Here is a 26415-nt window from a genome sequence, read left to right on the forward strand (position 1 = left end):
TGCTATTGATATTTTTAAAAATTTACTATTTGAAAAACAAGCCAAAAAATATATGTAATTTTGGGGTTCAAAAACTAAGCCAATTTATGAAATAGACAGCTAGTTCCTTGTCGATTTGAAGGGAACTTATTAAAAAAGTTGTTTACAAAAAAATAGCCTGAAAGCATTGCAAAATAAGCACTTCATTTTTTACACGACCTTACTTCTCCTGCTTTTTTGCAGTACATCATTGTATTCGCAAGACCCTGTAGATAAAGGTTCGGTTGTAATTCCTGCAAAGGAAGATACGCTTTCTGTTACTCCAAAAGATACTCTTACTATCAACCCGATTACTTATAATGAAGTTGTTGTGGATACTGTAAAAGTAGATTCTATTGCACCTAAGGATGAAATTTTAAAGGATATTGTTGATTATTATGGCGAAGATTATGTGTACATGGACAAAAAATCCAGTAAGGTGTATATGTACAATAAAGCTTTTATTACTTACCAAACCTACCGAATAGATGCTGGACTCATCATTTTGGATTACAATAAAAACGAGGTTACCGCCAAAGGAATTGACAGTGCTGGAGTATATAGCCAAAAACCCATCTTTGTGGAAGGGTCTAATAAAGTAGAACCCGATTCTATCCGATTTAATTTTACTACAAAAAAAGCGATTGTGTATAATTCTAGGACATTTCAGAATGAAATGAATGTTCTTTCAGAAATTACCAAAAAAGAGAATGATTCTGTGTATTTTCTTAGGAATGTAAAGTTTACCACGGCCGAAGATATTGAAAACCCTGAATATTATTTTTATACGCGAAAAGCCAAATTTGTCCCTCAAAAGAAAGTAGTTACGGGACTTACCAATATGTATATAGCAGACGTGCCCACTCCTATTGGATTGCCGTTTGCCTTCTTCCCTCTTTCTGAAACTAGAACCTCTGGATTTCTTTTACCCAATATTGGTGAAAATAACAATCGAGGATTTTTTCTTCAAAATGGCGGGTATTATTTTGCTATTAATGATTATATAGATTTAACTGTCTTAGGCGATTATTACACCAACGGCAGCTATGGTTTTCGACTCGATAGCGACTATGCCCTTCGCTATAAGTTTCGAGGGAATGTAAGCTTCCGATATGAAAATTTAATTAATAGCGAACGTGGCTTTCCAGATTTTACACAAAGTTCATTATACAACATTCGATGGAGTCATAATCAAGACCAAAAAGTAAATCCAAGTTCTCGATTTAGTGCTTCGGTGAATTTAGGGAGCAGTCGCTATTTACAGCAATCCATTAATCAAACAAACAATGCAAGTCAGTTAGTAAACACATTAAGTTCTTCGGTTTCCTATTCCAAAAGCTTTGAAACGGAGCCTCAGATTCAGTTTACTATTGCGGGAACACATAGCCAGAATACGCAAACGGAAGCCATCAATATGTCTCTTCCAAATTTTAATGGAAGTGTTTCCCGTATCTTTCCATTTGCTCCAAAAAATGGAGTAAAGAAAGGAGCTTTTCAGAATATAAATATGCAATACAATGTTGTTGCTGAAAATAGAATTTCTACAACCGATTCGTTATTTTTCAAAAAGGAAATGTTTGAAGGGGCTCAAATAGGTGCACGACATACCATCCCTATAAGTACTAATTTTAAAGTGTTAAAATATTTAAGTTTTTCATTAAGTACAAACTATCAAGAAACTTGGGTGGGAAAAACCATTAGTAGAAATTATGATGAAACAGCAAACGACGGTGACGGTGCAGTAGTTCAGGATACTATTTCGGGTTTTGATAGTTATCGTACCTATGGTTTTTCAACCGGTGTTGGAACTACCATTTATGGTACTTTTAATTTTGGAAAAGATAAAAAAATACAAGCAATTAGACATGTAATGCGCCCCTCTATAGGATATAGTATTAGTCCCGGATTTCAGCAATATTATGATGAATATACCATTGTATCTGCAGATCCAGAAATAAACGATCAAGTAGTAGAATATTCACGTTTTGAGAACACTCTTTACGGCGCACCAGGGAAGTTGTATTCTAGTAGTATGAGTCTAGCTCTTAGTAATACTTTGGAAGCTAAAATTAGGGACAAAGACACTACCGCTGTTGAGCCTAAAAAACTTATTATATTGAACAATTTAAACTTTTCGACAGGATATAATTTTTCTGCAGATTCCCTTAAATGGAGCAATGTACAAGTTACTGGTAGCATACCCATTGTGAAGAAATTAGACTTTAATTTTAATGGATCACTAGATCCGTATGCCTTGGATAACGATAACAATCGAATAAATACATTTAATATTGAAAATGGCGGAAGTTTATTCCGATTGGTTAATGGAAATATTAGTTTTAACTATTCATTCTCCAGTAAAGATTTTGAAAAAGCAGAAAAGGAAGATGAAGACTTTGATAGCGATACTTTTCGCAACGGGGGTCGCCCCGATGATTTGTTTGGCGATCCAACTGAATTCAATGATTTAAGCCCTGTCCCTGTTGATAAAAAAAATAAGGATAAAACCACCGAAAAAGCTTGGTATCAATATGATATCCCCTGGGATTTACGCCTAGCGTATACCCTAACATATTCAAATAGTCAACGACAAAATGAAATATCCTCCCAATCCCTTATGATGAGCTCTAGTGTAACACTATCTCCCAAATGGAGCGTACGAGTTTCTTCTGGTTACGATTTTAAAAATAAAGGCGTTACTCTTACACAATTGGGCTTTGTAAGAGATCTGGATAGTTGGACCATGCGGTTTAACTGGACGCCAATTGGCGCTCGAAATACGTCTTGGAATTTCTTTATTGGAATAAAAGGTAGCATCTTGAAAGATATTAAATACGACAAGCGAAGAGAAGCAGATAGAAATTTATAATACTTTTTAACTATGAAAAAAATTATCAACACATCCAATGCCCCTACTCCTATTGGTCCATATAGCCAAGCAGTACAAAGAGGAAATTTGTTATTTACTTCTGGGCAAATTGCTATTAATCCAAGAACAGGTTCTTTGGTCATGGAAAGCATCGAAAAAGAAACGAAGCAAGTGATGGAAAATTTGAAGGCTGTGCTAGGAAAAGCAGGGATGGATTTTTCACACGTACTAAAAACCTCTATTTTTTTAAGTGACATGAAAAACTTTGGAAAAGTAAATGAAGTCTATGCTACTTATTTCGATGAAGCCACTGCACCTGCACGTGAAACGGTTGAAGTAGCTAATTTACCAAAATATGTAAATGTTGAAATCTCAATGATAGCTTCCCTTTAAGGGACTTCTTGTTCATCTTGTTTAATAGCAGATGGCGAAAATCCTTCTGGGAATGATTCATCATCTGGAATTACGGGAAGTTCATTTTCAGATTCGAGGGTCAATTTTTTATTGAAGAGTCGTTGCATCAATTCTTTAAAAGTATCGAAATCCACCGAATACGAAACTCCGGCTCCTTGTTCAAAAATCTGGTCTTCGCCTATAAATTGCAAGTCGGCTTGACGGTTAAAGAAATTTATTCGCAAGCTCCCATCATCATTTACCAGCCATTGCACTTCAATATCCCCTGCTACAGAAGATTCATTAGCACCCCCTACTGGCACAGCCACTTTTCCGTTAATTAAAACTCTTTCTGAAAGTTTTGTAGACAACTGCACACCTACTTGGTACTCTAATTGTTCATTTAAAGAAGTTTGCCTAGTCGCAATTGTAGGTAACACTTTAAATTTAGAATCCTCTCCTGCAAAAATATCGGCCACAAGTTTATTTACTCTTTCAGTTAATGTCCCCGCAATTGCATTTTGTCCAGCGGCGGCATCACTTTGGAAAGAACCAGTTGCGGCTAAAAATATAGCTTGGGTTTGGCGCTGTTCTTTATCTCTAATTTTATCCTCCAATTCGTCTCTAACTGTAGAAGAAACTCCGGGAAAGCTCAACTGAAAATCTAAATCGGGTTGCATAATTTCACCTGTAAGATTTAAAAGCACTTCTACATCTACAGTACTGTTTAAAGTGGTATTCTCCAACAATGCGGATGGGTTTACATCTTCCACTTTGTATTTTGCAGTAAGATCTAATCGTGCTTTTGTAGGTTCACCATCCCAAGTAATATTCCCTCCAGGTACTACATCTATGGTTTTATCAACTAACCCAGCATATCTAAAGTCGTACTTTCCGTCTATAATTAAGAAATCTCCCCACATTTTAAATTTCCCAAGAGTATTTATTTCCAAAAGTAAAATCCCGGCTCCTCTCCCTCGTAAGGCCGAATTATTTACTTGATCTACGAGTACTTCTACTTCGGCATTTTCATTTATATCCAATTCAAAATTGAGAGATAGTCCCTTTATTTCTTCTGTTACGTATGTTTCTCCTGCAATTCTTGCTTTCTTTTCTTCGGGAGATATAAACCGAATAAAAGAATCATCTCCAATGCTAGCTGCATCACTAATAGGAATTTTAAATTTAGTTCCTGCTTCGGTAGTTGCCACTACATCAATCACTAATTCATCTACCGGACCAGTTATTTTTGAAGTCCCACTAATAAAAGCAGTTCCATAATACAATGCATCTTCATCTTTTGGAGTGTCTAAAACTAGCAATCGTATGGTTTCTAAATCAAAATCTAAAGCCCAATTAGAGAAATTTGAATGGAAAACGTTTCCTTCAAAAGTACCCACTGTACCATATTTTGTATCGGTTAAGAATGTTGGGCTAATTCTAAATTTATCCTTGGTAAGGAAAATGGAGGTATCATCTTCTAGATTAAAATCGACATTTAAATACGGAATCGTTAATCCTGTTTCAAATAAATCAATACGTCCCGTTACATCTGGGGATTTATAATTTCCTTTCACTTTTGCATTTCCAGATGCCAATCCTCTAAGATTTGAAATAACCTCGCCTCCAAAAGGACTAAAGGCTTTTAAATTGAAATCTGTGAGAGATACATTTAAGTCAATAACAGACTGCTCTTCCCCGACATCAAGACTCCCCACCGCCTTGAATGAGCTTACGTTATCATTAATGAGACTAGAATTAATAGTATATCTGGTTAGGTCTGTATTTCCTTTTATTTTTAACTCTAAATCTCCAAAATCAACGTTGTTTAAATTAACATCCTCAATGACAATTTCTGAATTTGGGTAAAAGGAGCCACCTCTTTGCACAAAATCTAATCGTCCATTAATACGCCCTTTCAAATTAAGGCTATCTACTTCGGGTACTATTTTACCCAAGTCAACATCTTTAAATTGAAGCTTGACATCTGTAATTGTCGAATCTTTTTTATAGCCTGCTAATTGTATTAATTCATTGTTATGGCGAAGCGTTAGTGAGTCTAACTTTATATCCCTAAAATTATCATCAAAAGTAATTTTGTTAAGGTTATTGTTTTCCTTATTTAAAAACCAATCGTTTCCTTTATAATTTATTTTTGAACGTTTTATCCCAACAACAGAATTTCCGTCTGCATTTATAGTATGATACAAGGAAAGGTTAAAAAGATCATCTTGGTTTTTGCCTCCCGCAAATTGTGATTGAATGTAAAGCGTATCATTTAAGGTTTTATTGATAACATTAACATCTGTAAAATTGTAGGAACCCGTATAAATTGAATCTACAGAAATGTAGGCATTAAACAGTGGGTTATCGTTATCTAATTTCACATTTACCTTCCCTAAATAATTTTCATAAAGCAGTAATTCAGGAGATTTAAAATCCAGTTTAAACTTGGATTCATCTGAAAAAACCGAACCTTTTATTCGTGTATTTTCACCAAGCTGAAGCTCTGGCACAAATACGTCCACAATTTTATTATACACCTCAAACTCATAATTAATATACTGGTCTGGAGTTACTTGTAAAGGAATGTAGTTTGTATAAATACTTCCTATGGAATTTCTAAATAAAAAGGGAATGTCTTCCAATAAAAAACGTCCACGTATTCTACCATTAATAATATCGGGGGAGTTTACTTCAATAGTACGCTCATCATCCTGAAACGTAGAGGTTATATTAAAATCATCGAAGAAAAAATCTTTATCTTGTGTTTGGTAAAAAGTTTCGGAAAATTGAATAGTTCCAACCGCATCATTTATTGTAGTTCCATCCATATCCATAATAATCTTTCCAGCAAAAACTGAAACGCTATCTCTGGTAAATAATCGCAATTTGTTGAGTTCTGCATATTCAATGTTTGCTTCAAAGTCGTATTGATTAAACGCTTTTGAAACATCAATTAACCCATCAAAATCCATTTTAAGGTTTGGGTCGTTTATGGAAAGTTTACCGTTAAATTTTGGATTTTTTAAGTTTCCTTCAACCATGATGTTTTTATAAATATAGTTTTCAAAATCAAAACTACTTATGGTCCCTTGAACCAGAGTACTTACCGTTTCGGGAGTAAAACCTCGTCCATTAAAAGTGAGATTAGCATTCATCTTTCCAATGGATGTAGTTCCCGCTAATTTCCCCAAATTGAAGTTAGTTAACTTCGCATTTCCTTTATAATAGGCATTTTTGAAATCGGTAATATTACCCAATTCCAAATTAACATCTGCTAAACCAACAGCCGTGGTAACCAAACTCTTTGTTTTTATTTCGTCCCCGATGATTTCACTATCCCCGCGTAAAGAAAAGTTTCCAAATTGTTTTAATTCCACAGGTAAGTCCTTCCCAATAATATTTGGCAATATCCGTCTTAAATCAAAATAATTGGTAGTTATAAAATGGTCCCTTCCTTTTACAATATATATTTCTTCATTAAAAAGGTTTTGAAATAGAAAATCTCCTTTAAACTGAGAATTGCCATAGCGTAAATCTGAATTATCAAATCTAAAGTCGTTCAAAAACCCTTTAAAATCACCATTAATATTAATATCAAGGTTTTCACCAAACTCTGGATAAATCTTGTTTAAGTCATTTGTAGAAATAATGGTCTCCTTAAAAGTGAATTCTAACAGAACTTTATTTACAAAGTCTGCCATGCCTTCTTCAAAAGTTAATTTCCCATTCCCTATAATTTTGGAATTGCCTGTCTCAAGGACTAAATCTTCCAAGAACATTTCTGTCTCGGAGTATATAAATTCAAGTGAAGAATGCTTAACCTCAATTCCACGCCCCTCAAAAAAGGAAAGGGAATTAATATCTGCTTCTACTACAGGCCCATAAATATCGAAGTCATAGGCATCTAAATTCAATTTTTTGAGGTCAACAGCAACGGGCACTTCGGCATTTTCATCGCTCACTCTAACGTGAGAATTAATAAGGGTTAAATGTGTGGCTAGTAACTGAAATGGCTTTACTTCGGTAGTGTCCCCAGTGTTAAATTTTTCAGCGAAAATAGAAAGGTTGTCATTATCTTCGTCTTTGTATGTTTTTACGAATAAATTAGCATTTTCAAGCTCTAAAAAACCAAAATCGAGATTCCCATCAATTAATTTTTTAATACTTAATAAATTAGTTTGAAGAATCTCTGTATAAATTAATGTATCTAGATGGTGGTCTCTAATAAAAACATTCCTAATGTCTATTTCTCCTTTCCAATTGAGGCCGAGGCGTTCAATATTAATATCTGTGCCATAGGTTTCGTTTAGTCCATCGGTTACCTTTTTCCCTATTTTAGTCTGAACCGCTGGAATAGATAAAACGATCACCAGGAGCACTAGCAATAATATAAGTATCACAGTGATACGTTTAATTATTTTGAGAAGTTTTTTGATAACCCTTTAATGTTTTAATTTTACACCCAACAAGTGTGCCTAAAAATATAAATGAATAAAAATACATACATCCTCGGCATTGAATCTTCTTGCGATGACACTGCAGCTGCCGTTATCCATAACGGCGTGGTACTTTCTAATGTTGTTGCTGGACAAAAAATACATGAAGAATACGGGGGTGTTGTCCCTGAGTTGGCTTCACGTGCACATCAACAAAATATAGTCCCTGTAGTTCATCAGGCATTGCGCAAAGCAAATATCGATAAAAAACAGCTAAGTGCCATAGCTTTTACCCAAGGACCTGGATTAATGGGCTCTTTACTTGTAGGCACCTCGTTTTCAAAGTCTTTAGCGATGGGGTTAGACATTCCATTAATTGCTGTGAACCATATGCAGGCTCATATTTTGGCGCATTTTATTAATGCCGAAGAGCAAACCGCACCCACATTTCCATTTATTGCTTTAACGATTAGCGGTGGTCATACTCAAATTGTAAAAGTGACAGATTATTTTGAGATGGAGATTTTAGGCGAAACGATAGATGATGCTGTGGGTGAAGCTTTTGATAAATCAGCTAAAATATTAGGTCTTCCCTATCCAGGTGGTCCTTTAATCGATAAATATGCACAAAGTGGAAATCCACTTGCATATCCCTTTACTAAACCAAAGGTGGGTGATTTAGAATTCAGTTTTAGCGGATTAAAAACAGCGGTGTTATATTTTGTAGAACGTGAAACCAACAAGAATCCAAATTTCGTTTCTGAAAACTTAGAAGATATTTGTGCCAGCATACAGTATACTATTGTAGACTATTTAATGGATAAACTTAAAAATGCTGTAGCGATCACCGGTATCAAGCAAGTGGCTATTGGTGGCGGTGTTTCTGCCAATAGTGGGATTCGGAATGCGCTAAAAGAAGCTGAAAAAGAACTAGGTTGGAAAACCTATATCCCTCGATTTGAATATTGTACAGACAATGCGGCAATGATAGCTATGGTAGGGGAATTAAAATATAAAACTCAACAATTTTCTTCAAATAATTTAGTGGCTAAAGCCCGAATGAAATTATAACATGTCAAAGACCGAAGAGATACTGAAAAGAATTCGAGTAGCTTTAAAGCCTTGGGAGAAAGACATCGTAGAAAAGAAGATGTTTGGTGGAACTTGTTTTCTATATAAGGGTAAGATGTGTGTAGGCGAAACAAAAGAAAGACTTATGGTGCGTGTTCCTTCTGAAAAAATGGAGAAAGCATTGAGCACTGAATTTGTTGGACCCATGAATTTTACGGGTAAGCCTATGAAGGAATTTATTTTTGTTACAGAAAAAGGATTTCATACAGAAGAGAAGCTACAACATTGGATAGAAATTGGTGTGGCTCATGCTAAAATGAAAAGCGAACAATAATGAATCTATTTTACCAAGGTAATCTTTCCGAAACTTCTCAGAATATCATTTTTGATAAAGATGAAAGCCGACATATCTTCAAAGTTCTTAGGCATAAATTGGGCGATACTTTACATATAACAAATGGTCTTGGAATCTTATTTACAGCAGAATTGGTAGAGGTTTCACAAAAGCAATGTCTTGCAGTTGTTAATGAAGCGGTAAAAAAAGCTCCACTACCCTATTATTTACACATAGCAGTTGCGCCCACCAAAAATAATGATCGTTTTGAATGGTTTTTGGAAAAAGCCACTGAAATTGGTATTTCAGAAATTACTCCTATTCTTTGTGACCATAGTGAAAGAAAAGTCATTAAAGTGGACCGCTTCGAAAGAATTATCGAAAGCGCGATGAAACAATCACTCAAAATGTACAAACCAAAGCTTAATGAATTGACTTCCTTTTCAGGTTTTATTAAGCTTCAAAGCAATTTTAATGGAATAAAATGTATTGCTCATTGCGAAGATTCGGAAAAGGAATTGTTAAAAAATTTAGTTCAGCCTAAATCAAACAATATCATTCTCATTGGTCCGGAAGGAGATTTTTCCTACACAGAAATTGCATTAGCGCAAAAAAATGACTTTAGCCCTATTAGTCTTGGTGAAAGCCGTTTACGCACCGAAACAGCTGCTATATCTGCTTGTCACACCGTTTATTGCAGCAATTTATAGTCTCTTTTAAATTATAAAAGTGTTTTTTATCGATAAAATTTGCTATTTAATCGATATTTTATATATTGCACTCACCAAATCGAACCTAATTTATACTTAACCTACTTAAGTTGCTATGAATGCAATAAAGAGAATTCCCCGTAAAAGTACGCCGTCACAAAGCGTACCATATCAAGAGGTAACTTTAAAGTTTCTCTCTCCCATGCAAAGGGAAATGTCAAACAAAATCACTAAAGATTGGAAACTATTCACCTATCCCCTTTTTGGTGAAATGATTGATAATATTTAATATTTTTCTACCTCCAGCCATCACAAATTTATTATTTTTGAAGCATGCGATGGTTACTATTTATTTCTTTTATTTTCTCGATAAATTTTTCTCAAGCTCAAGAGCTTGCCATTTTAAAGTATGGTGGCGGTGGAGACTGGTATAGCAATCCTACAGCACTTCCCAATTTAATTAAGTTTTGTAATCAACAAATCAATACCTCTCTACAAGAAAAACCTCAAACGGTATCCCTTTTGGATGTGGAACTCTTTAACTATCCCCTTATCCATATGACCGGACATGGAAACGTGTTCTTTACCAATGAGGAAGTAGAAAACCTTCGGGATTATTTATTAAGTGGTGGATTTCTTCATATTGACGACAACTATGGTATGGATCAGTACATACGAAAAGAACTGTCTAAACTTTTTCCAAACGAAGAATTAAAAGAACTTCCAGGAGATCATCCAATTTTTAATCAGAAATTTAAATTTCCTCAAGGATTACCAAAAATTCATGAGCATGATAATGGCCGACCACAGGCCTTTGGAATAACCATAGATGGCAGACTAGTACTGTTATATACCTATGAAAGTGATTTGGGTGATGGATGGGAGAACCCAGAAGTACATAACGATCCTGCCGAAGTTAGACTTAAAGCCCTACAAATGGGTGCCAACATTATTCAATACGCTTTCGAAAATTAGATAATCTGGTATGAATGAAGTATTATTGCGACCAGAAGTACAGAAATTCATAAAAGAGTTTAAAGGAGACGTTTCCCAACTAGCTTTTAAAGGTTCTCCTTGGAGTGAAATTCCTGCTAAAGAACTTATGCAGCAGATTGAAAGCTACACCAAATGTAAAGATAAACTCCCTACTTGGTATAACTCCCATAATATAATTTACCCTCCTAAGCTCCATATAGAGCAGACTTCTTCAGAAATTACAGCACTATATAAAGCTTCTTTAGTCAATGGGGAAAGTCTAGCCGATATTACTGGCGGATTTGGTGTTGATACTTATTTTTTTTCTGAAAAATTTTCCAAGGTTCATCATTTCGAACAAAACAAAGATTTATCCGAAATGGCAGCATATAATTATAAACAGTTAAATAAAAACAATGTTACTTTTTTTGCTGAAGATGGCCTTGAAGGGATTCAAAATACAAAATATGATGTCATTTTTATAGATCCTTCGAGGAGACACGCTTCAAAAGGAAAAGTATTTTTTTTAAAGGATTGCGAGCCCAATCTTGTTGAGCACCAAGGATTTTTATTGGAGCATTGTGAAACCTTACTCGTAAAAACATCACCTATGCTAGATATCTCGGTGGGTTTAAAAGAACTTAACAATGTTTCCGAAATACACATCGTCGCGCTCAATAACGAAGTGAAAGAACTAATTTGGATTCTTTCAAAATCAATTTCAGAAGTAATATTAATTAAAACCATCAACTTCAGTAAAACCGAAAGAGAGGAATTTCAATTTTATTATGATTCTGAAAACAGTGAACTTTATGAAGCTCCCCTAACCTATCTTTATGAACCAAATGCTGCCATAATGAAGGCTGGAGGTTTTTCTAAAATATGTGATGCCTTCCCAGTTTATAAACTTGCGCAACACAGTCATTTATTTACAAGTGATACCCTCATTGATTTTCCAGGACGAGCTTTCAAGATCACTTCGGTGATTCCGTACCAAAAATCAGAAATGAAAAACTTTGCAAAATCAAAAGCAAATGTTAGTACTCGTAATTTCCAAGAATCGGTAGCGCAGATTAAGAAGAAATGGAACATAAACGATGGCGGAAATAAATATCTTTTTTTTACAACACTTCAAAATGGTAAAAAAGTTGCTTTAGATACAGAGAAACTGTAAAAAAGTGAAAATTTCCTTAAACTTTTAAGGTACATTTCTTCATCCTAACTATTTCCTATATATTAAAAATATGAAGGAAATAGTTTTAAAATATTGGTTTTGTTGGGTATTCGTTTTAGTATCATGTATTCCTCCCGGAAATCTAAATCCGTTAATAAGTTTACCAAACGATTTAAAAGAAGTTTCCGCTGCAGAGGTTTTTGATGGAAATGATACTGTATGGATGATAGAAGATCAAGGGAATGCCGCTAAAGTTTATGGCATTGACCTTACACAGCAACATCTTTTAAAAATCATTACTGTTGAAAATGCGAAAAATAAAGACTGGGAAGATTTAACAAGTGATACACAAGGGAATCTTTATATAGGTGATTTTGGTAATAATTCAAATAAAAGAAAAGAAGGTACTATTTATAAGCTTACTAATATTGCAAATTCTGAAAACAAAATAAATGCAGAAACAATAAACTACACGGTACCCAAAAGTCTGGAAAATGAGGATTTTGAAAGCTTTTTTCTTTACAATGGATACTTCTATATTTTTAGCAAAGATGATAAAAAAGGTACTGTTATAAAAGTTCCAAATAGTATTGGCAAAAAAGAAGCTACAATTGTTTCAGAATTTAATTTAAAAGGAAAAGATGATGCCATTACTTCTGCAGATATCTCTGCTGATGGAACAGAAGTAATTTTATTAAATCATGAAAAACTATGGAAGTTATCGAATTTTAAAGGAGATGATTTCTTTTCTGGAGATGTTGAAAAACTTTCATTTGACCATAATACACAAAAAGAAGGTCTTTGCTACCTAAATGATACTACGGTTATTTTAACAGACGAACGTAACGACTCTGAAGGAGGTAATGTTTATTCCTTTAGTATTGACCATTAAATCAACTCTCAAAATCAATAGTAAATAAAAAATAGAATCTACTACCATTATTACAGCTATTTCAATTTTTTCAAAGTTTTAGAAAACAACGAATGCTCTGTGTAAATGAAGAAATTAAAAAGCCTTAGATTTCTCTAAGGCTTTGATTTTACTGGTGATCGTGACAGGATTTACTTTCCCTAGCACTCCGTGCTAAAAATACTTCAAACAAAAAAACGCTCAAGCTAGCTTGGCGTTTTTCCTTATTGAAATATTTATTCGTGATCGCGACAGGATTCGAACCTGTGACCGTCTGCTTAGAAGGCAGATGCTCTATCCAGCTGAGCTACGCGACCATAGCTTAAAAAAAAACCGAACTTGAAAAAGTCCGGTTCTTGTCGGGGTGGCAGGATTCGAACCTGCGACCTCCTGCTCCCAAAGCAGGCGCGATGACCGGGCTACGCTACACCCCGTGAAATAACATTGCTGTATCTTCACAAATTATTGTTGCGGAGAGACAGGGATTCGAACCCTGGCAACGGTTTCCCGTTGACAGATTAGCAATCTGCTCCATTACCACTCTGGCACCTCTCCAAATCAATGAACCCACATATTTTCAATGCGGTTGCAAATGTAAATTTATCTATTCAATAACCCAAAAAAAAAGAAACGTTTTTTATATTTTTTTTTCTGCTCATTTTATTCGGGATATTCGACTCTTAAATGATAGCTGTTTTTTAGTTTTTTCTTGAGAACTTTCTTGATAATTTCAATCTCCTTAAAAGTAATATTAGCGTTAATAAATTGTCCGTTCTCCATTTGGCTATTAACAATGTTTTCTACAAAAGAATCAATTTTTGAGGATGTAGGCTCTTTCAAGCTCTTACTCGCCGCTTCTACACTATCTGCCATCATTAATATAGCCGTTTCTTTAGAAAAAGGCTTTGGCCCAGGATATTGAAAATCTTCCTTCTTTACATCCCCGTTAATTTCTTCTTCTTTTTTGTAGAAATAAAACACCAGACTTGTTCCATGATGGGTTCTGATAAAATCAACAATTCTATCTGGGAGATTATTCTTTCTAGCAATTTCTATTCCTTTTATAACGTGATCTATAATTATTTTAGCACTTTCCTTAGGAGATAACTCATTCAGGGGGTTTATCTGATTTAATTGATTTTCGGTAAAATTGGATGGATTCACCATTTTACCAATATCGTGATACAGTGCTCCTACTCTTGCTAGCATTGAATTTGCTCCAATTTCATTGGCTGCAGCTTCGGCTAAATTTGCAACATTCAACGAATGGTGAAAAGTACCTGGCGCTCTGTTTGAAAGTTCTTTTAACAAGGCAGAATTTGTATTGCTAAGTTCCAGCAATGATACTTCAGAAACCAATCCGAAGATTTTTTCATAAATATATATAAGTGGAAATGCAAAAAGTGTTACCAACCCACAAATAATGAAATAGACAAAATTTTCGAGTTCAATTTGGGCAATGTTACCTTCTTGAATAATGAAAAATGCAAAATAACCAAGGATGTAGATAAAAGTGATTTGCCCTACAGAGATAAATAAATTGGCACGCTTGTACAATTCTGCAACGGTTAAAATAGTAACAATACCTGCAATGATTTGAAGAAACATAAACTCAAAGCTATTAGGTACAATAAAGCCTAAAAGCATTATGGTGAGAACGTGCACAAACAGTCCTAATCTTGCATCAAAAAAGCTCTTTAAAATGATAGGTAAAATACACAATGGAATAATATAAACATAGGCAGCATCGTACTTTACAACTAAAGTGGTGACAAATACCATCACTATAATATTGAAGAAAATAAAACTTACCTTAGTATCATTTGCATAAATTTCACGGCGATATTTTCTAAGAAATAAGAATAGCATAATAAACACCAAGGACACGAGCATTGAGTAGCCAAAAACCAGCCAATAATAATTATTTTGACTCCAAACCTGCGATTGAAATTGATCCTTTAAAGAATTTAATATCAGGTATTTTTCACCTTCAACCACTTCTCCTTTTGCAATAATTCGAGTCCCTTTTTCTACAATTCCTTTATTTGGATTAATTTGATTGATCGCATTTTCAATAGCAGATTCTGTACGTTGAGGATTGTACGAAATATTGGGTTGTGCTACTGTAGTAATAAGTCTTTGTAATAACGGAATGACATCCTTTCTATCTTTTGCTTTTGTAGTTACCAATGGAACCAAATCATCTTTTTTGAAAAACTGAGAAAACACCACTTCACTAACTTCGTTTCCAACTTTCAAATACACTATTCTATCCTCCGAAAATGAGTACTCATTTTCAACAAGCCCTTTAGTATATACTTCATTTAAAATAGTGCTTCCTAGTTGCTCTATACGGGCTTTAGGAGTTTGATAAAGGCTATCTACATATTCAGCATCAAGATTTTTTTTAAATGCCTCTAAAGCTACCGTGGAGATTTTGGAATCGGCATCAAAATAAGGAATTACAGAAGAACGAATCTCTTCTTTTTCATTTTCAAGTGCCTCTTTATCTTTCTTTATGGTAAAATTGAAAGGAGATAATAAATTCTCATACTGCCATGGTTTTCCTTTCTGAAAATTATATTTAAACTGCCCTCCTTTTGGCAGAAGATAAATCACCAAAAGTGTAGAAACTAGGTACAAAAAAACCTTATAAATAAGTGATTGATTTCGGGTTAAGAAAAAGACAAGGTTTTTCATATAAAATATTACGAAAAGTAAAGGTATGAATAAGCTTTCATTTATCCCAAGCGCTAATCTATTAACAAGGATATTTCATTTTTAATCCGTAATTTTGCAACTCATTAATTCTATTTAATTAAAATTATTATGTCCAAAAAAGTTGTTATCGTATCCTCTGCCCGAACCCCCATTGGTAGCTTTATGGGAAGCCTTTCTTCTTTAACTGCAGCACAATTAGGAAGTGTTGCAATAAAAGGAGCTTTGGAGAAGATAAAACTTGACCCTTCTTTAGTTTCTGAAGTATATATGGGTAATGTGGTACAAGCAGGAGTTGGACAAGCGCCTGCGAGACAAGCTGCCCTTGGAGCTGGAATTCCAGATTCTGTTCCTTGTACTACCATAAACAAAGTATGTGCCTCTGGTATGAAGGCGGTCATGCAAGGAGCACAGGCTGTTTCTTTGGGTGATGCCGAAGTGGTAGTTGTTGGCGGAATGGAAAGCATGAGTAATATTCCCCATTATGTACACTTGCGAACAGCCACCAAATTTGGCCCAACCACGATGATTGATGGTATGCAAAAAGATGGATTGGTAGACGCCTACGATCATAATGCAATGGGTGTATGCGCCGATGCATGTGCTACTGAATATCATTTTTCTCGCGAAGATCAAGATGCGTTCGCAATACAGTCATACAAACGTTCAGCAAAGGCTTGGGAAGAAGGAAAATTCGCAAATGAAGTTGTCCCAGTAGCCGTTCCACAGCGTAAAGGAGATCCTGTTATCGTTTCAGAGGATGAAGAATTTAAAAATGTATTTATTGAAAAAATACCCGCGCTACGACCTGCATTTACAAAAGATGGCACTGTAACCGCAGCAAATGCTTCAACCATAAACGATGGGGCTGGCGCTATGATTTTGATGAGTGAGGAAAAGGCAAAAGAGTTAGGGTTACAACCTTTGGCATATATTAAAAGTTATGCCGATGCCGCTCAAGAGCCAAAATGGTTTACTACAGCTCCTGCTAAAGCCCTTCCAAAAGCATTGGCAAAAGCCAAAATTACTCTTGATGATGTTGATTATTTTGAGTTCAACGAAGCTTTTTCTGTTGTTGGCCTAGCCAATATGAAATTATTAGGACTAAATGATTCTAACGTAAATGTTAATGGTGGAGCTGTTTCATTAGGCCACCCATTAGGCTGTAGTGGTGTTAGAATTCTAATTACACTCTTAAGTGTTTTAGAACAAAACAATGCAAAAATTGGTGCAGCAGCAATATGTAATGGCGGAGGTGGTGCTTCGGCAATGGTAATTGAAAGAATTTAAAAATTTCTAGCCCTTCTGAATGAAATTTGGCATTTGTCCTCTTAGTATTATTCCGTTACGATTAGAATCTTCCGACAAAAGTGAATTGGTTAGTCAAGTGCTTTATGGTGAGATTTTTAAAGTATTGGAGGTTCAAAAAAAGTGGAGTAAGATTAGATTGAATTTTGATAAATATGAAGGGTGGATAGATAACAAACAATACCAATTCATTTCGAAAGAAGATTATGAAACGCTAAATGAGGTTTCTCCAAGATATTCTTCAGATTTAGTGGACTTTGTTGCCACCAAAGAAAAGCAATTGCTTACTACTCCCATTGGAAGCAGTATCCATAACGCACCCTTTCTAGAGCATACGTTTGATGGTAGATTTATTTCAGAACAACAACCTAAATCCTATTTAACAGAAACTGCAATATTATTTTTAAACAGTCCCTATTTATGGGGTGGTAAAACCCCTTTTGGAATTGATTGTAGTGGATTTACCCAAATGGTATATAAAATAAATGGATATAGCTTACTTCGAGATGCGAGTCAACAGGCCACACAAGGTGAAGCCCTTAGTTTTATTGAAGAAAGTGAACCAGGCGATTTAGCCTTTTTCGATAATAACGAAGGGGATATCATTCACGTTGGAATTATTATGAAAGATAACTACGTTATTCATTCTCACGGAAAAGTTAGAATTGATAGGCTCGATCATAGCGGTATTTATAATGTTGATGAGAAAAAATATTCTCACAAACTTCGTGTCATTAAAAAGGTTATATAAAAAAAGGCTTCAAAATTTGAAGCCTTTTTTATTGAGTTATGTGATATTAATTTCCTTCCATTTCAGCAAGCTTTGCTTTTGCTGCTTTGTATTTATCATCCATCCCTAACTGACTGTATAGATTCATTAAAGTTCGAAATACTTCCAAATTATCTGGTGATGATTTTACCGCTGCTTCTAAATAAGGTAGAGCCTCTTGATACATTTTTTTACGCTGCTCTTTGAGCTCATCATATTTTAAATTATCTGCTCTCGAGGTTCCTAAGCCATTCATTTCTTCAACAAGCTTACCTTCATTTTGAAGAATTAATGCTGCCATATTTATTTGAGCATAAGAATAATCTGGCTTCAGCTCAAGGGCTTTTAAATAATACTCTCTGGCTTTATCTAATTGGCCAATGGATGCAGAGCTAACCCCTAAGTTATAATATAATTCTGGATTGTTAGGATCTGTTTTAATGACCTCCGCCATTATGTTATTATACTTTTGCATGTCTCCCATTTTATAAGCTAGATCCGCTTCAGAACGCATTAAGTTTGTATCATTAGGATTGGCTTCTCGAGCTTTTTTCATGATCGCTAAAGCCTTTTCATTTTCTCCTTTATTCATATAAATTAAGGTCACCTTTTGAAGAATATCTCCTTCCACAGAACTTGTCTTGCTTTCAGTTGGATTCGTAAAATCTGCAAATTTTACCATATTATCTCTTTCTTCTTTACTACCAAAAATTACTGGCTTTCCGGTTTTAGGATCGGTTGCAGAGTATTCCATATGAACATTCGTAAACCCTTTAGCCAGTAATTCTTCGTAGTAATTTAAAGCTGTATCGAAGTCACTTCCGTTTACTGAGTTTCCGGCTGCATAATATAAATAAGAAGTGTCTTTAGGACTCACTAGATACGCTTGGCGTAATTTTTCGGAAGCCGTTAAATAGCTTTTCTTATTTTGATCTTCAATGGCACTATTCACTAGAGCTACCCTTAGATTATCCATCCCTAATGTAAGTCTATCGCTCATATCACCACTACCATTAAGTTCATTTGCCTTCTTAAACGCTTCACCAGCTTCCTTCATTTTAGCAAAATTAGCTGTACCAGCCATGGCTAGGGTAGCCTCACCTAAAATAGTATAATACTGCGCCTTTAAATCATTATCTGCAGCTCCAAGCATTGGTTCTGCTTCACTTAAATAAGTAAGAGCTTCAGAGTATTTTAAGGAAGAAACAGCTTTATCTGCTTTTTTTATTTCCTTTTTTTGGGCAAAAGTTATTGCAGAAACCAACATTAGCCCTGCCAAGATTAATTGTTTTTTCATTATTAAGAAATTTAATTTATTCGTTGTTTTCGGTTTGTTCATCGGTAGTATCAATAGATGTGCCATTTTCAATATCTAAGGTTTCATCCTCAATGGCATCGTCATCATCATCTTGCATTACCTTGGCCACAGCTGCGATAGAATCATCTCCTTTTACTTTTATTAAACGCACCCCTTGAGTAGCACGTCCCATAACTCGTAAATCTTCCACTTCCATTCTAATTGCGATTCCAGATTTATTTATAATCATTAAATCATCGGTATCTGTTACACTTTTAATAGCTACTAAATTACCTGTTTTTTCGGTAATGGAAATAGTTTTTACACCTTTTCCACCGCGATTTGTAATTCTATATACTGCTTCACCATCCTCTGGGTCATCAATATAGGTACGCTTTCCATAACCATTTTCTGAAACTACCAACACCGTTTCCTCCTGAGGATTTTCAATAGTAACCATTCCAATAACTTCATCTTTATCATGGGCTAGTGTAATTCCACGAACTCCTGAGGCATTTCTACCCATAGGTCTTGTTTTAGCCTCTTCAAAACGAATGGCTTTTCCTGAACGCAGTGCCAACATTACTTGGCTGTCACCGGTAGTTAGTTTTGCTTCCAAAAGTTCATCATCCTCACGAATGGTAATGGCATTAATTCCATTGGTTCGAGGCCTAGAATATTGCTCAAGTGGTGTTTTCTTTACTTGTCCTTTCTTAGTCGCCATAATTACATAATGGCTATTAATATAATCTTCATCTTTAAGATCCTGGGTACATATAAAGGCTTTTACTTTATCGTCTTGCTCAATATTGATGAGGTTTTGTATTGCTCTTCCTTTTGAAGTTTTACTTCCTTCAGGGATTTCAAATACACGCATCCAGAAACATTTTCCTTTTTGGGTAAAGAACAACATGTATTGGTGGTTTGTCCCCACAAATAGATGTTCTAGGAAATCTTCATTTCGTGTTGCTGAAGCCTTTTGTCCAACCCCTCCTCTATTTTGTGTTTTATATTCGGTAAGAGAAGTACGTTTAATATAACCCGCGTGTGAAATAGTTATCACTACTTTTTCATCTGCAATTAAATCTGTAATACTTACATCACCACCAGCATATTCGATTACTGAACGCCGCTCATCACCAAATTTTTCCTTTATTTCGGCAAGTTCTTCTTTTATAATTTCCATTCTACGCTCTTTTTTGGCAAGAATGTCTTTATAATCTTCAATAGTTTTCATTAATTCTTCATACTCACTACGAAGCTTATCCTGCTCTAGGCCAGTTAATTGGCGTAAACGCATTTCTACTATTGCCTTTGCTTGTATTTCTGAAAGTTCAAAAGCATTTATCAATGCCTCTCTGGCTTCATCGGCATTAGCAGAAGCACGAATCAATCTAATTACTTCGTCTATATTATCTGAAGCAATGATTAACCCTTCAAGAATATGTGCTCTTTCTTCAGCCTTACGGAGTAAATATTCAGTTCTTCTTGTGACAACTTCATGACGATGCTCTACAAAATAGTGAATCAATTGTTTTAGATTCAACATTTGTGGACGTCCGTTTACAAGAGCAATATTATTAACACTAAAACTAGACTGAAGCGCTGTATACTTATACAGCATATTAAGAACAATATTAGGAATTGCGTCTCTCTTTAATATATACACAATGCGCATTCCGTTTCTATCGGACTCATCGCGTATATTCGATATCCCTTCAATTTTTTTATCGTTAACTAAATCGGCAGTTTTCTTAATCATATCTGCCTTATTCACCTGATAAGGAATTTCTGTAACAATAATGGCTTCTCTCCCATCCACTTCCTCAAATCCTGCTTTACCACGTAAAACAACTCTTCCACGACCTGTATGAAAAGCTTCTCGAACCCCTTCGTAACCATAAATGACACCACCTGTTGGAAAGTCTGGTGCTTTCACATGTTGCATTAACCCATCAATATCAATATCATTATCATCTATGTAAGCAATAGTTCCGTCTATAACTTCCGAAAGGTTGTGAGGAGGCATATTGGTTGCCATCCCTACTGCAATCCCTGATGCACCATTAATTAGTAACCCAGGAACTTTTGTAGGTAAAACCGTAGGTTCCTGCAACGTATCATCGAAATTGAGTTGGTGGTCTACCGTCTCTTTATCGATATCGGCAAGCATTTCTTCCGAAATCTTTTGCATTCGTGCCTCGGTATAACGCATGGCCGCAGGGCTATCACCATCAATAGATCCAAAGTTCCCCTGTCCATCGACCAACATATAACGCAAACTCCATTCTTGGGCCATACGCACCATGGCATCATACACCGAGGTATCTCCATGCGGGTGGTATTTACCCAAAACTTCTCCTACAATTCTTGCGGATTTTTTATGTGCGGTATTTGCCCTAACTCCTAATTCATGCATGCCAAAGAGCACTCTTCGGTGAACGGGTTTCATACCGTCTCTAACATCTGGAAGAGCACGTGACACAATGACCGACATCGAATAATCGATGTACGCCGATTTCATTTCATCTTCTATATTAATCGGGATTAATTTTTCGCCTTCAGCCATAAGTATTTAACTATATTTTTAGAGGATTAAACTAAGTGAGCAATATACAGCATTTTGTAGGTTTAATAAGGTCTTTTGAAGGGTAAAATTCACATTTTTATTAACAAATTTTGGCTTGCAAACCGTTAATAACTATCGTACTTTAGCCTTTGATATTTACGCAATTTTGTTTCCTTTTACTTATGCTTTATCAATAAGGCACAAATTTTGCCGTTATCATACTTTATTTTTAATAAATTTATACCGAAGGACCCCAGTTTATGGATGATAATTTTTCGCCAAGAGTAAAAGACGTGATTGCTTATAGCAAGGAAGAAGCCTTGCGTTTAGGTCATGATTTTATTGGCACAGAACACTTAATGCTTGGACTATTAAGAGACGGTAATGGAAAAGCGGTGACTATATTAAATGCACTTGATGTGGATTTAAATCATTTACGCAGAAAAGTAGAAATTCTTAGTCCAGCAAACCCAAATGCAGCCAATACTGCAAATGATAAAAAAAATTTACACCTAACACGACAAGCAGAACGTGCTTTAAAGACTACTTTTTTAGAAGCAAAGCTATTTCAAAGTAATTCTATTAATACAGCCCATTTGCTATTGTGTATTTTAAGAAATGAAAATGACCCTACTACAAAATTGCTTCATAAAATGAAAGTAGATTACGATGGGGTAAAAGATCAATTTAAATCTATGATTACAGAAGATAAAGATTATATAGAACCTACTTCTTCAGAATTCTCAAACGAAGATGATGACAATTCTGCTGCAGATAGTGATAAGGAAAACTTATTTGCCAGTGCTTCGGGTGCCAAAGGAACAAAGAAATCAAAAACACCTGTTCTAGACAATTTTGGGAGAGATTTAACCTCACTTGCAGAAGATGGCAAACTTGACCCTGTCGTGGGAAGAGAAAATGAAATACAACGTGTGTCGCAGATTTTAAGCCGACGAAAGAAAAACAACCCATTGCTTATAGGTGAACCTGGTGTTGGTAAATCGGCTATTGCCGAAGGATTAGCGCTTAGAATCATTCAGAGAAAAGTATCAAGAATTTTATACGATAAGCGTGTCGTAACTCTTGATCTTGCAAGTTTAGTAGCAGGAACGAAGTATCGTGGACAGTTTGAAGAACGAATGAAGGCGGTTATGAACGAGCTAGAGAAAAATGATGATATCATTCTATTTATTGATGAAATTCATACCATTGTGGGTGCTGGAGGAGCTACGGGTTCTCTGGATGCATCTAATATGTTTAAACCTGCTTTGGCAAGAGGGGAAATTCAATGTATTGGAGCCACGACTCTAGATGAGTACCGACAATATATTGAAAAAGATGGTGCCTTAGAAAGACGTTTTCAAAAGGTTTTAGTTGAGCCTACTTCGGTAGAGGAAACTATTGAGATTCTTCAGAATATAAAAGACAAATACGAATCACATCACAACGTAACCTATACAGATGATGCCTTAATTGCTTGTGTTAAGTTAACTAATAGATATATGACCGAGCGTTTTCTTCCGGACAAAGCTATAGATGCTTTAGATGAAGCGGGTTCTCGCGTGCATATAACAAATATCCACGTTCCAGAAAAGATTTTGGAAATTGAAGGAAAACTTGAGGAAGTTAGAGAACAGAAAAATTCTGTAGTCAAAAAACAAAAATATGAAGAGGCTGCCAAGCTAAGGGATGATGAAAAAAATCTTGAAAAAGAATTATTGAATGCTCAAGAAGCTTGGGAAACTGAATCAAAGCTACACCGTGAAAAAGTGGACGAAGAAAATGTTGCCGAAGTCGTTTCCATGATGACCGGTATTCCCGTAAATAGAATTGCTCAAACGGAAAGCACAAAGCTTGCTGCCCTACCCGACCGTATTAAAGGAAAGGTAATTGGTCAAGATGAAGCTGTCTCTAAAGTGGTAAAAGCCATTCAGCGTAACAGAGCTGGATTAAAAGATCCTAACAAGCCAATTGGTTCTTTTATATTTTTAGGTCAAACGGGTGTTGGTAAAACCCAACTTGCCAAAGTATTGGCCAGAGAACTATTTGATAGCGATAATGCGCTAGTGAGAATAGATATGAGTGAATATATGGAAAAATTCGCGGTATCTAGACTTGTTGGTGCGCCTCCAGGTTATGTTGGGTATGAAGAAGGTGGACAATTAACCGAAAAGATTAGAAGAAAACCTTATGCAGTTGTGCTTTTGGATGAGATAGAAAAAGCACATCCTGACGTTTTCAATATGTTATTACAGGTGCTTGATGATGGATACCTTACTGATAGTTTGGGTCGAAAAATTGATTTTAGAAACACGATCATTATCATGACTTCTAATATTGGTGCACGAAAACTTCAAGATTTTGGTCAAGGGGTTGGATTTGGCACTGCCGCTAAAGCAAGTCAGGTAGATTCTAATGCAAAAAGTGTTATTGAAAATGCGTTAAAGAAAACCTTTGCCCCTGAATTTTTAAATCGTGTTGATGATGTAATGGTATTTAATCCGCTAGAAAGAGAACATATTCATAAGATAATTGATATTGAACTAAATCAATTATTCAATAGAATTCTAGATCTTGGTTACACTTTAAATCTTACGGATAAAGCAAAAGATTATATTGCTAATAAAGGTTTTGACAAAGACTATGGTGCAAGGCCTTTAAAAAGAGCCATACAAAAATACATTGAAGATGCACTTGCCGAAGAGATTATCAATGCAACCTTAAAAGAAGGAGATACCATTACCATGGATCTCGATGAGAAAAAGGATGAATTGACCATTAAAATTAAGAAACAGAAAAAAGCTACGGAATCGTAGCTTTTTTTTTACTTTTTCATATCTTTAGTAGAATACAGTTATAATTTTGAAAAAGTTATATAAGCTAAAGTTTGGAGAAGTTCATATACATGACTTCTATGTAATGGCAATAATTGCTGAAGGGGTTATTATTGATAAAAAAAATAGTGATACCATCATCGAACTTGCCGTAAAGCATTTTCCTAATGATTCTTTTGGCTATATAACTCATAGAATCCATTCTTATTCTGTTGATCCCACTGTTTATAAAGATGTAGCTGAAATTAAGAATCTTGTTGGATTTGCAATCGTTACAGGTAATAGCAAGGGATTAAAAAATTCAGATTTTGAACAATTCTTTATTAAAAAACCATCAAAAGCTTTTAAAGAATTGGATGAGGCGATACGCTGGGTAAAAGAGCTTATAGAAAATTAATTATCGGTTTACAATTATTCAAAAAGCAACTCATTTTCAATAATAAAACTTTTTAAAAAAGATTGTGTCTTTTTTATATCAAGAGCTAACAATCGATCTTCAGAAACAAAAGAAACTTCTTTCCTATAACTTTCTAGAAATGTTTCAATAAATGAGGAAGATTTTTTTGGTCTTCGAAATTCTAATGCCTGAGAAGCATTCATTAATTCTATAGAAAGTATGGTTTCTAAATTCTCTAATACTTTATAACATTTCGTAGCTGCGTTAGCTCCCATACTTACATGGTCCTCTTGCCCATTAGAAGAAACAATAGAATCCACCGAAGCTGGAGTAGCTAATTGCTTATTCTGACTTACAATACTAGCTGCTGTATATTGTGGAATCATAAACCCACTATTGAGACCTGGGTTATCCACTAAAAAAGCTGGCAAATTTCTTAGACCTGAAATTAATTGGTAGGTTCTCCTTTCAGAAATACTACCCAATTCCGCCAAGGCGATTGCCAAATAGTCTAAAGCCAATGCTAACGGTTGTCCATGAAAATTTCCGCCAGAAATTATTGTATCTTCTTTTATGAAAATATTTGGGTTATCTGTAACCGAATTCATTTCAGTTTTAAAGGTCCTATGTACAAAATGCAGGGTGTCTTTACTTGCCCCGTGGACTTGAGGTACACAGCGAAACGAATATGGATCTTGTACTTTTTTATCTTCTGAAGCTGCTATTTCGCTTCCATTTAAAAATTCTAAAATTTGTTCTGCAGTTTTTACTTGTCCGCGATGGGGTCGCACCATATGAACCAAGGCATTATAGGGACTCATGTTGCAATTAAAAGCATCAATAGAGATAGAAGCGATTAAATCGGTTAAATAAGATAATTTATATCCTTTCAAAAGGCAATATACTCCATAGGCACTCATAAACTGAGTACCATTCAATAATGCCAATCCTTCTTTTGCTTGCAACACAATGGGCTCCCAATTGTACTTTTTAAGAACTTTGTCTGACGCAATAATGTTATCTCCGTCATAAACATCTCCTTTACCTAAAAGTGGCAACGAAAGATGTGCCAATGGAGCTAGGTCTCCAGACGCACCAAGACTTCCTTGTTCATAAATTACTGGCACTACGTCATGATTATAAAAATCTACTAAGCGGGTTACGGTTTCCAATTGTATTCCGCTATAACCATAACTTAACGATTGTATTTTAAGTAAAAGCATAAGCTTTACTATTTCCTTAGGCACCAAATTTCCTGTACCGCATGCATGTGACATCACAAGGTTTTCCTGTAACTTTGAAAGGTTTTCAGAAGATATTTTTACATCACAAAGAGAACCAAACCCTGTATTTATTCCATAAATTGGGGTGTCGTTTTGTTTAATCTTTTTTTGAAGATACTCGTGCGATTTTTTAATATTTAAAACAGCTTCTTCAGATAAATCAAGCTTTTTATTGGTATCTAAAATATCCTTAATAGTAGCAAGGGTAAGTAAGTCTGAACTTATATAATGGATTGTTTCCATAAAAAGGGGTTGTTTCGCAAAAGTACAATTTAATGTGAAGGTTTTTATAAAATTTGCCTTTGCATTAAACAAAAAACTATTTTCGCAGTGTAAATCAAATA

General features: G+C 35.1%; 17 protein-coding genes and 3 tRNA genes. 12 read left to right on the forward strand and 8 right to left on the reverse strand.

The features are described from left to right. Positions 1-229 precede the first annotated feature (229 nt). Together KXJ69_RS07210 and KXJ69_RS07215 are read left to right on the forward strand one after the other, a co-directional pair. A complete protein-coding gene (locus KXJ69_RS07210) occupies positions 230-2887 on the forward strand; it encodes a putative LPS assembly protein LptD (protein ID WP_255571283.1) in 2658 nt (885 codons plus the stop codon). 12 nt (positions 2888-2899) lie between these two features. After that, on the forward strand, positions 2900-3280 hold the full coding sequence (locus tag KXJ69_RS07215; protein ID WP_219052340.1) for a RidA family protein: 381 nt from the start codon (positions 2900-2902) through the stop codon (positions 3278-3280). Here KXJ69_RS07215 and KXJ69_RS07220 read toward each other — a convergent pair. After that, the gene (locus tag KXJ69_RS07220) at positions 3277-7686 is read right to left on the reverse strand and encodes a translocation/assembly module TamB domain-containing protein (protein ID WP_308701033.1); all 4410 of its coding nucleotides are present in this window, start codon (positions 7684-7686) and stop codon (positions 3277-3279) included. The two genes, KXJ69_RS07215 and KXJ69_RS07220, sit on opposite strands and share 4 nt — an antisense overlap. Before the next feature lie 87 nt (positions 7687-7773). Here KXJ69_RS07220 and tsaD point away from each other — a divergent pair, with 87 nt between their 5' ends. The 6 genes from tsaD (at position 7774) to KXJ69_RS07250 (ending at position 12878) form a co-directional block, all read left to right on the forward strand. After that, positions 7774-8793: a tRNA (adenosine(37)-N6)-threonylcarbamoyltransferase complex transferase subunit TsaD gene (gene tsaD / locus KXJ69_RS07225; RefSeq protein WP_219052341.1), complete on the forward strand. Its 1020-nt coding sequence runs from the start codon at positions 7774-7776 to the stop codon at positions 8791-8793. A 1-nt stretch (position 8794) separates the two neighbouring features. Continuing rightward, a complete protein-coding gene (locus KXJ69_RS07230; protein WP_219052342.1) occupies positions 8795-9127 on the forward strand; it encodes a TfoX/Sxy family protein in 333 nt (110 codons plus the stop codon). Next, positions 9127-9837, forward strand: coding sequence for a 16S rRNA (uracil(1498)-N(3))-methyltransferase (locus KXJ69_RS07235; protein ID WP_219052343.1), 711 nt, complete (start codon positions 9127-9129; stop codon positions 9835-9837). The genes KXJ69_RS07230 and KXJ69_RS07235 overlap by 1 nt, the downstream gene beginning before the upstream one ends. Positions 9838-10170: 333 nt before the next feature. Continuing rightward, complete coding sequence (locus tag KXJ69_RS07240) at positions 10171-10812, forward strand: DUF4159 domain-containing protein (protein ID WP_219052344.1); 642 nt, start codon at positions 10171-10173, stop codon at positions 10810-10812. 10 nt (positions 10813-10822) lie between these two features. Then, positions 10823-11986 (forward strand): THUMP-like domain-containing protein, encoded by a 1164-nt coding sequence (locus KXJ69_RS07245; RefSeq protein WP_219052345.1) that lies wholly within the window; start codon positions 10823-10825, stop codon positions 11984-11986. Positions 11987-12056: 70 nt separating this feature from the next. Next, positions 12057-12878 (forward strand): hypothetical protein, encoded by an 822-nt coding sequence (locus KXJ69_RS07250; protein ID WP_255571284.1) that lies wholly within the window; start codon positions 12057-12059, stop codon positions 12876-12878. A 261-nt stretch (positions 12879-13139) separates the two neighbouring features. Here KXJ69_RS07250 and KXJ69_RS07255 read toward each other — a convergent pair. The 4 genes from KXJ69_RS07255 to KXJ69_RS07270 form a co-directional block, all read right to left on the reverse strand. Next, positions 13140-13213, reverse strand: a tRNA-Arg gene (locus tag KXJ69_RS07255). 42 nt (positions 13214-13255) lie between these two features. Further along, positions 13256-13330 (reverse strand) — tRNA-Pro (locus KXJ69_RS07260). Between the two features lie 37 nt (positions 13331-13367). Further along, positions 13368-13451 (reverse strand) — tRNA-Ser (locus KXJ69_RS07265). Between the two features lie 105 nt (positions 13452-13556). After that, a complete protein-coding gene (locus KXJ69_RS07270; protein ID WP_219052346.1) occupies positions 13557-15596 on the reverse strand; it encodes an HD family phosphohydrolase in 2040 nt (679 codons plus the stop codon). A 129-nt stretch (positions 15597-15725) separates the two neighbouring features. Here KXJ69_RS07270 and KXJ69_RS07275 point away from each other — a divergent pair, with 129 nt between their 5' ends. After that, positions 15726-16904: an acetyl-CoA C-acyltransferase gene (locus KXJ69_RS07275; protein ID WP_219052347.1), complete on the forward strand. Its 1179-nt coding sequence runs from the start codon at positions 15726-15728 to the stop codon at positions 16902-16904. 19 nt (positions 16905-16923) lie between these two features. After that, the gene (locus tag KXJ69_RS07280; protein WP_219052348.1) at positions 16924-17673 is read left to right on the forward strand and encodes a C40 family peptidase; all 750 of its coding nucleotides are present in this window, start codon (positions 16924-16926) and stop codon (positions 17671-17673) included. Positions 17674-17719: 46 nt separating this feature from the next. Here the strand turns inward: KXJ69_RS07280 and KXJ69_RS07285 are convergent, their stop codons facing one another. Both KXJ69_RS07285 and gyrA read right to left on the reverse strand, forming a co-directional pair. Further along, the gene (locus KXJ69_RS07285; protein WP_219052349.1) at positions 17720-18988 is read right to left on the reverse strand and encodes a tetratricopeptide repeat protein; all 1269 of its coding nucleotides are present in this window, start codon (positions 18986-18988) and stop codon (positions 17720-17722) included. Between the two features lie 16 nt (positions 18989-19004). Then, entirely contained in the window at positions 19005-21557 is a 2553-nt protein-coding gene (gyrA, locus tag KXJ69_RS07290; protein WP_219052350.1) for a DNA gyrase subunit A, read from the reverse strand. A 260-nt stretch (positions 21558-21817) separates the two neighbouring features. Between gyrA and KXJ69_RS07295 the strand changes: the two genes are divergently transcribed. Next, positions 21818-24373 carry an ATP-dependent Clp protease ATP-binding subunit gene (locus KXJ69_RS07295; protein WP_219052351.1) on the forward strand — a complete coding sequence of 852 codons (2556 nt, stop codon included), beginning with the start codon at positions 21818-21820 and terminating at the stop codon, positions 24371-24373. 46 nt (positions 24374-24419) lie between these two features. After that, entirely contained in the window at positions 24420-24788 is a 369-nt protein-coding gene (locus KXJ69_RS07300) for a hypothetical protein (protein ID WP_219052352.1), read from the forward strand. A 14-nt stretch (positions 24789-24802) separates the two neighbouring features. Here the strand turns inward: KXJ69_RS07300 and hutH are convergent, their stop codons facing one another. Beyond that, the gene (hutH, locus tag KXJ69_RS07305) at positions 24803-26314 is read right to left on the reverse strand and encodes a histidine ammonia-lyase (protein ID WP_219052353.1); all 1512 of its coding nucleotides are present in this window, start codon (positions 26312-26314) and stop codon (positions 24803-24805) included. Positions 26315-26415: the final 101 nt, after the last annotated feature.

The sequence above is a fragment of the Halomarinibacterium sedimenti genome (genome assembly GCF_019312585.1).
GTDB lineage: Bacteria > Bacteroidota > Bacteroidia > Flavobacteriales > Flavobacteriaceae > Halomarinibacterium > Halomarinibacterium sedimenti.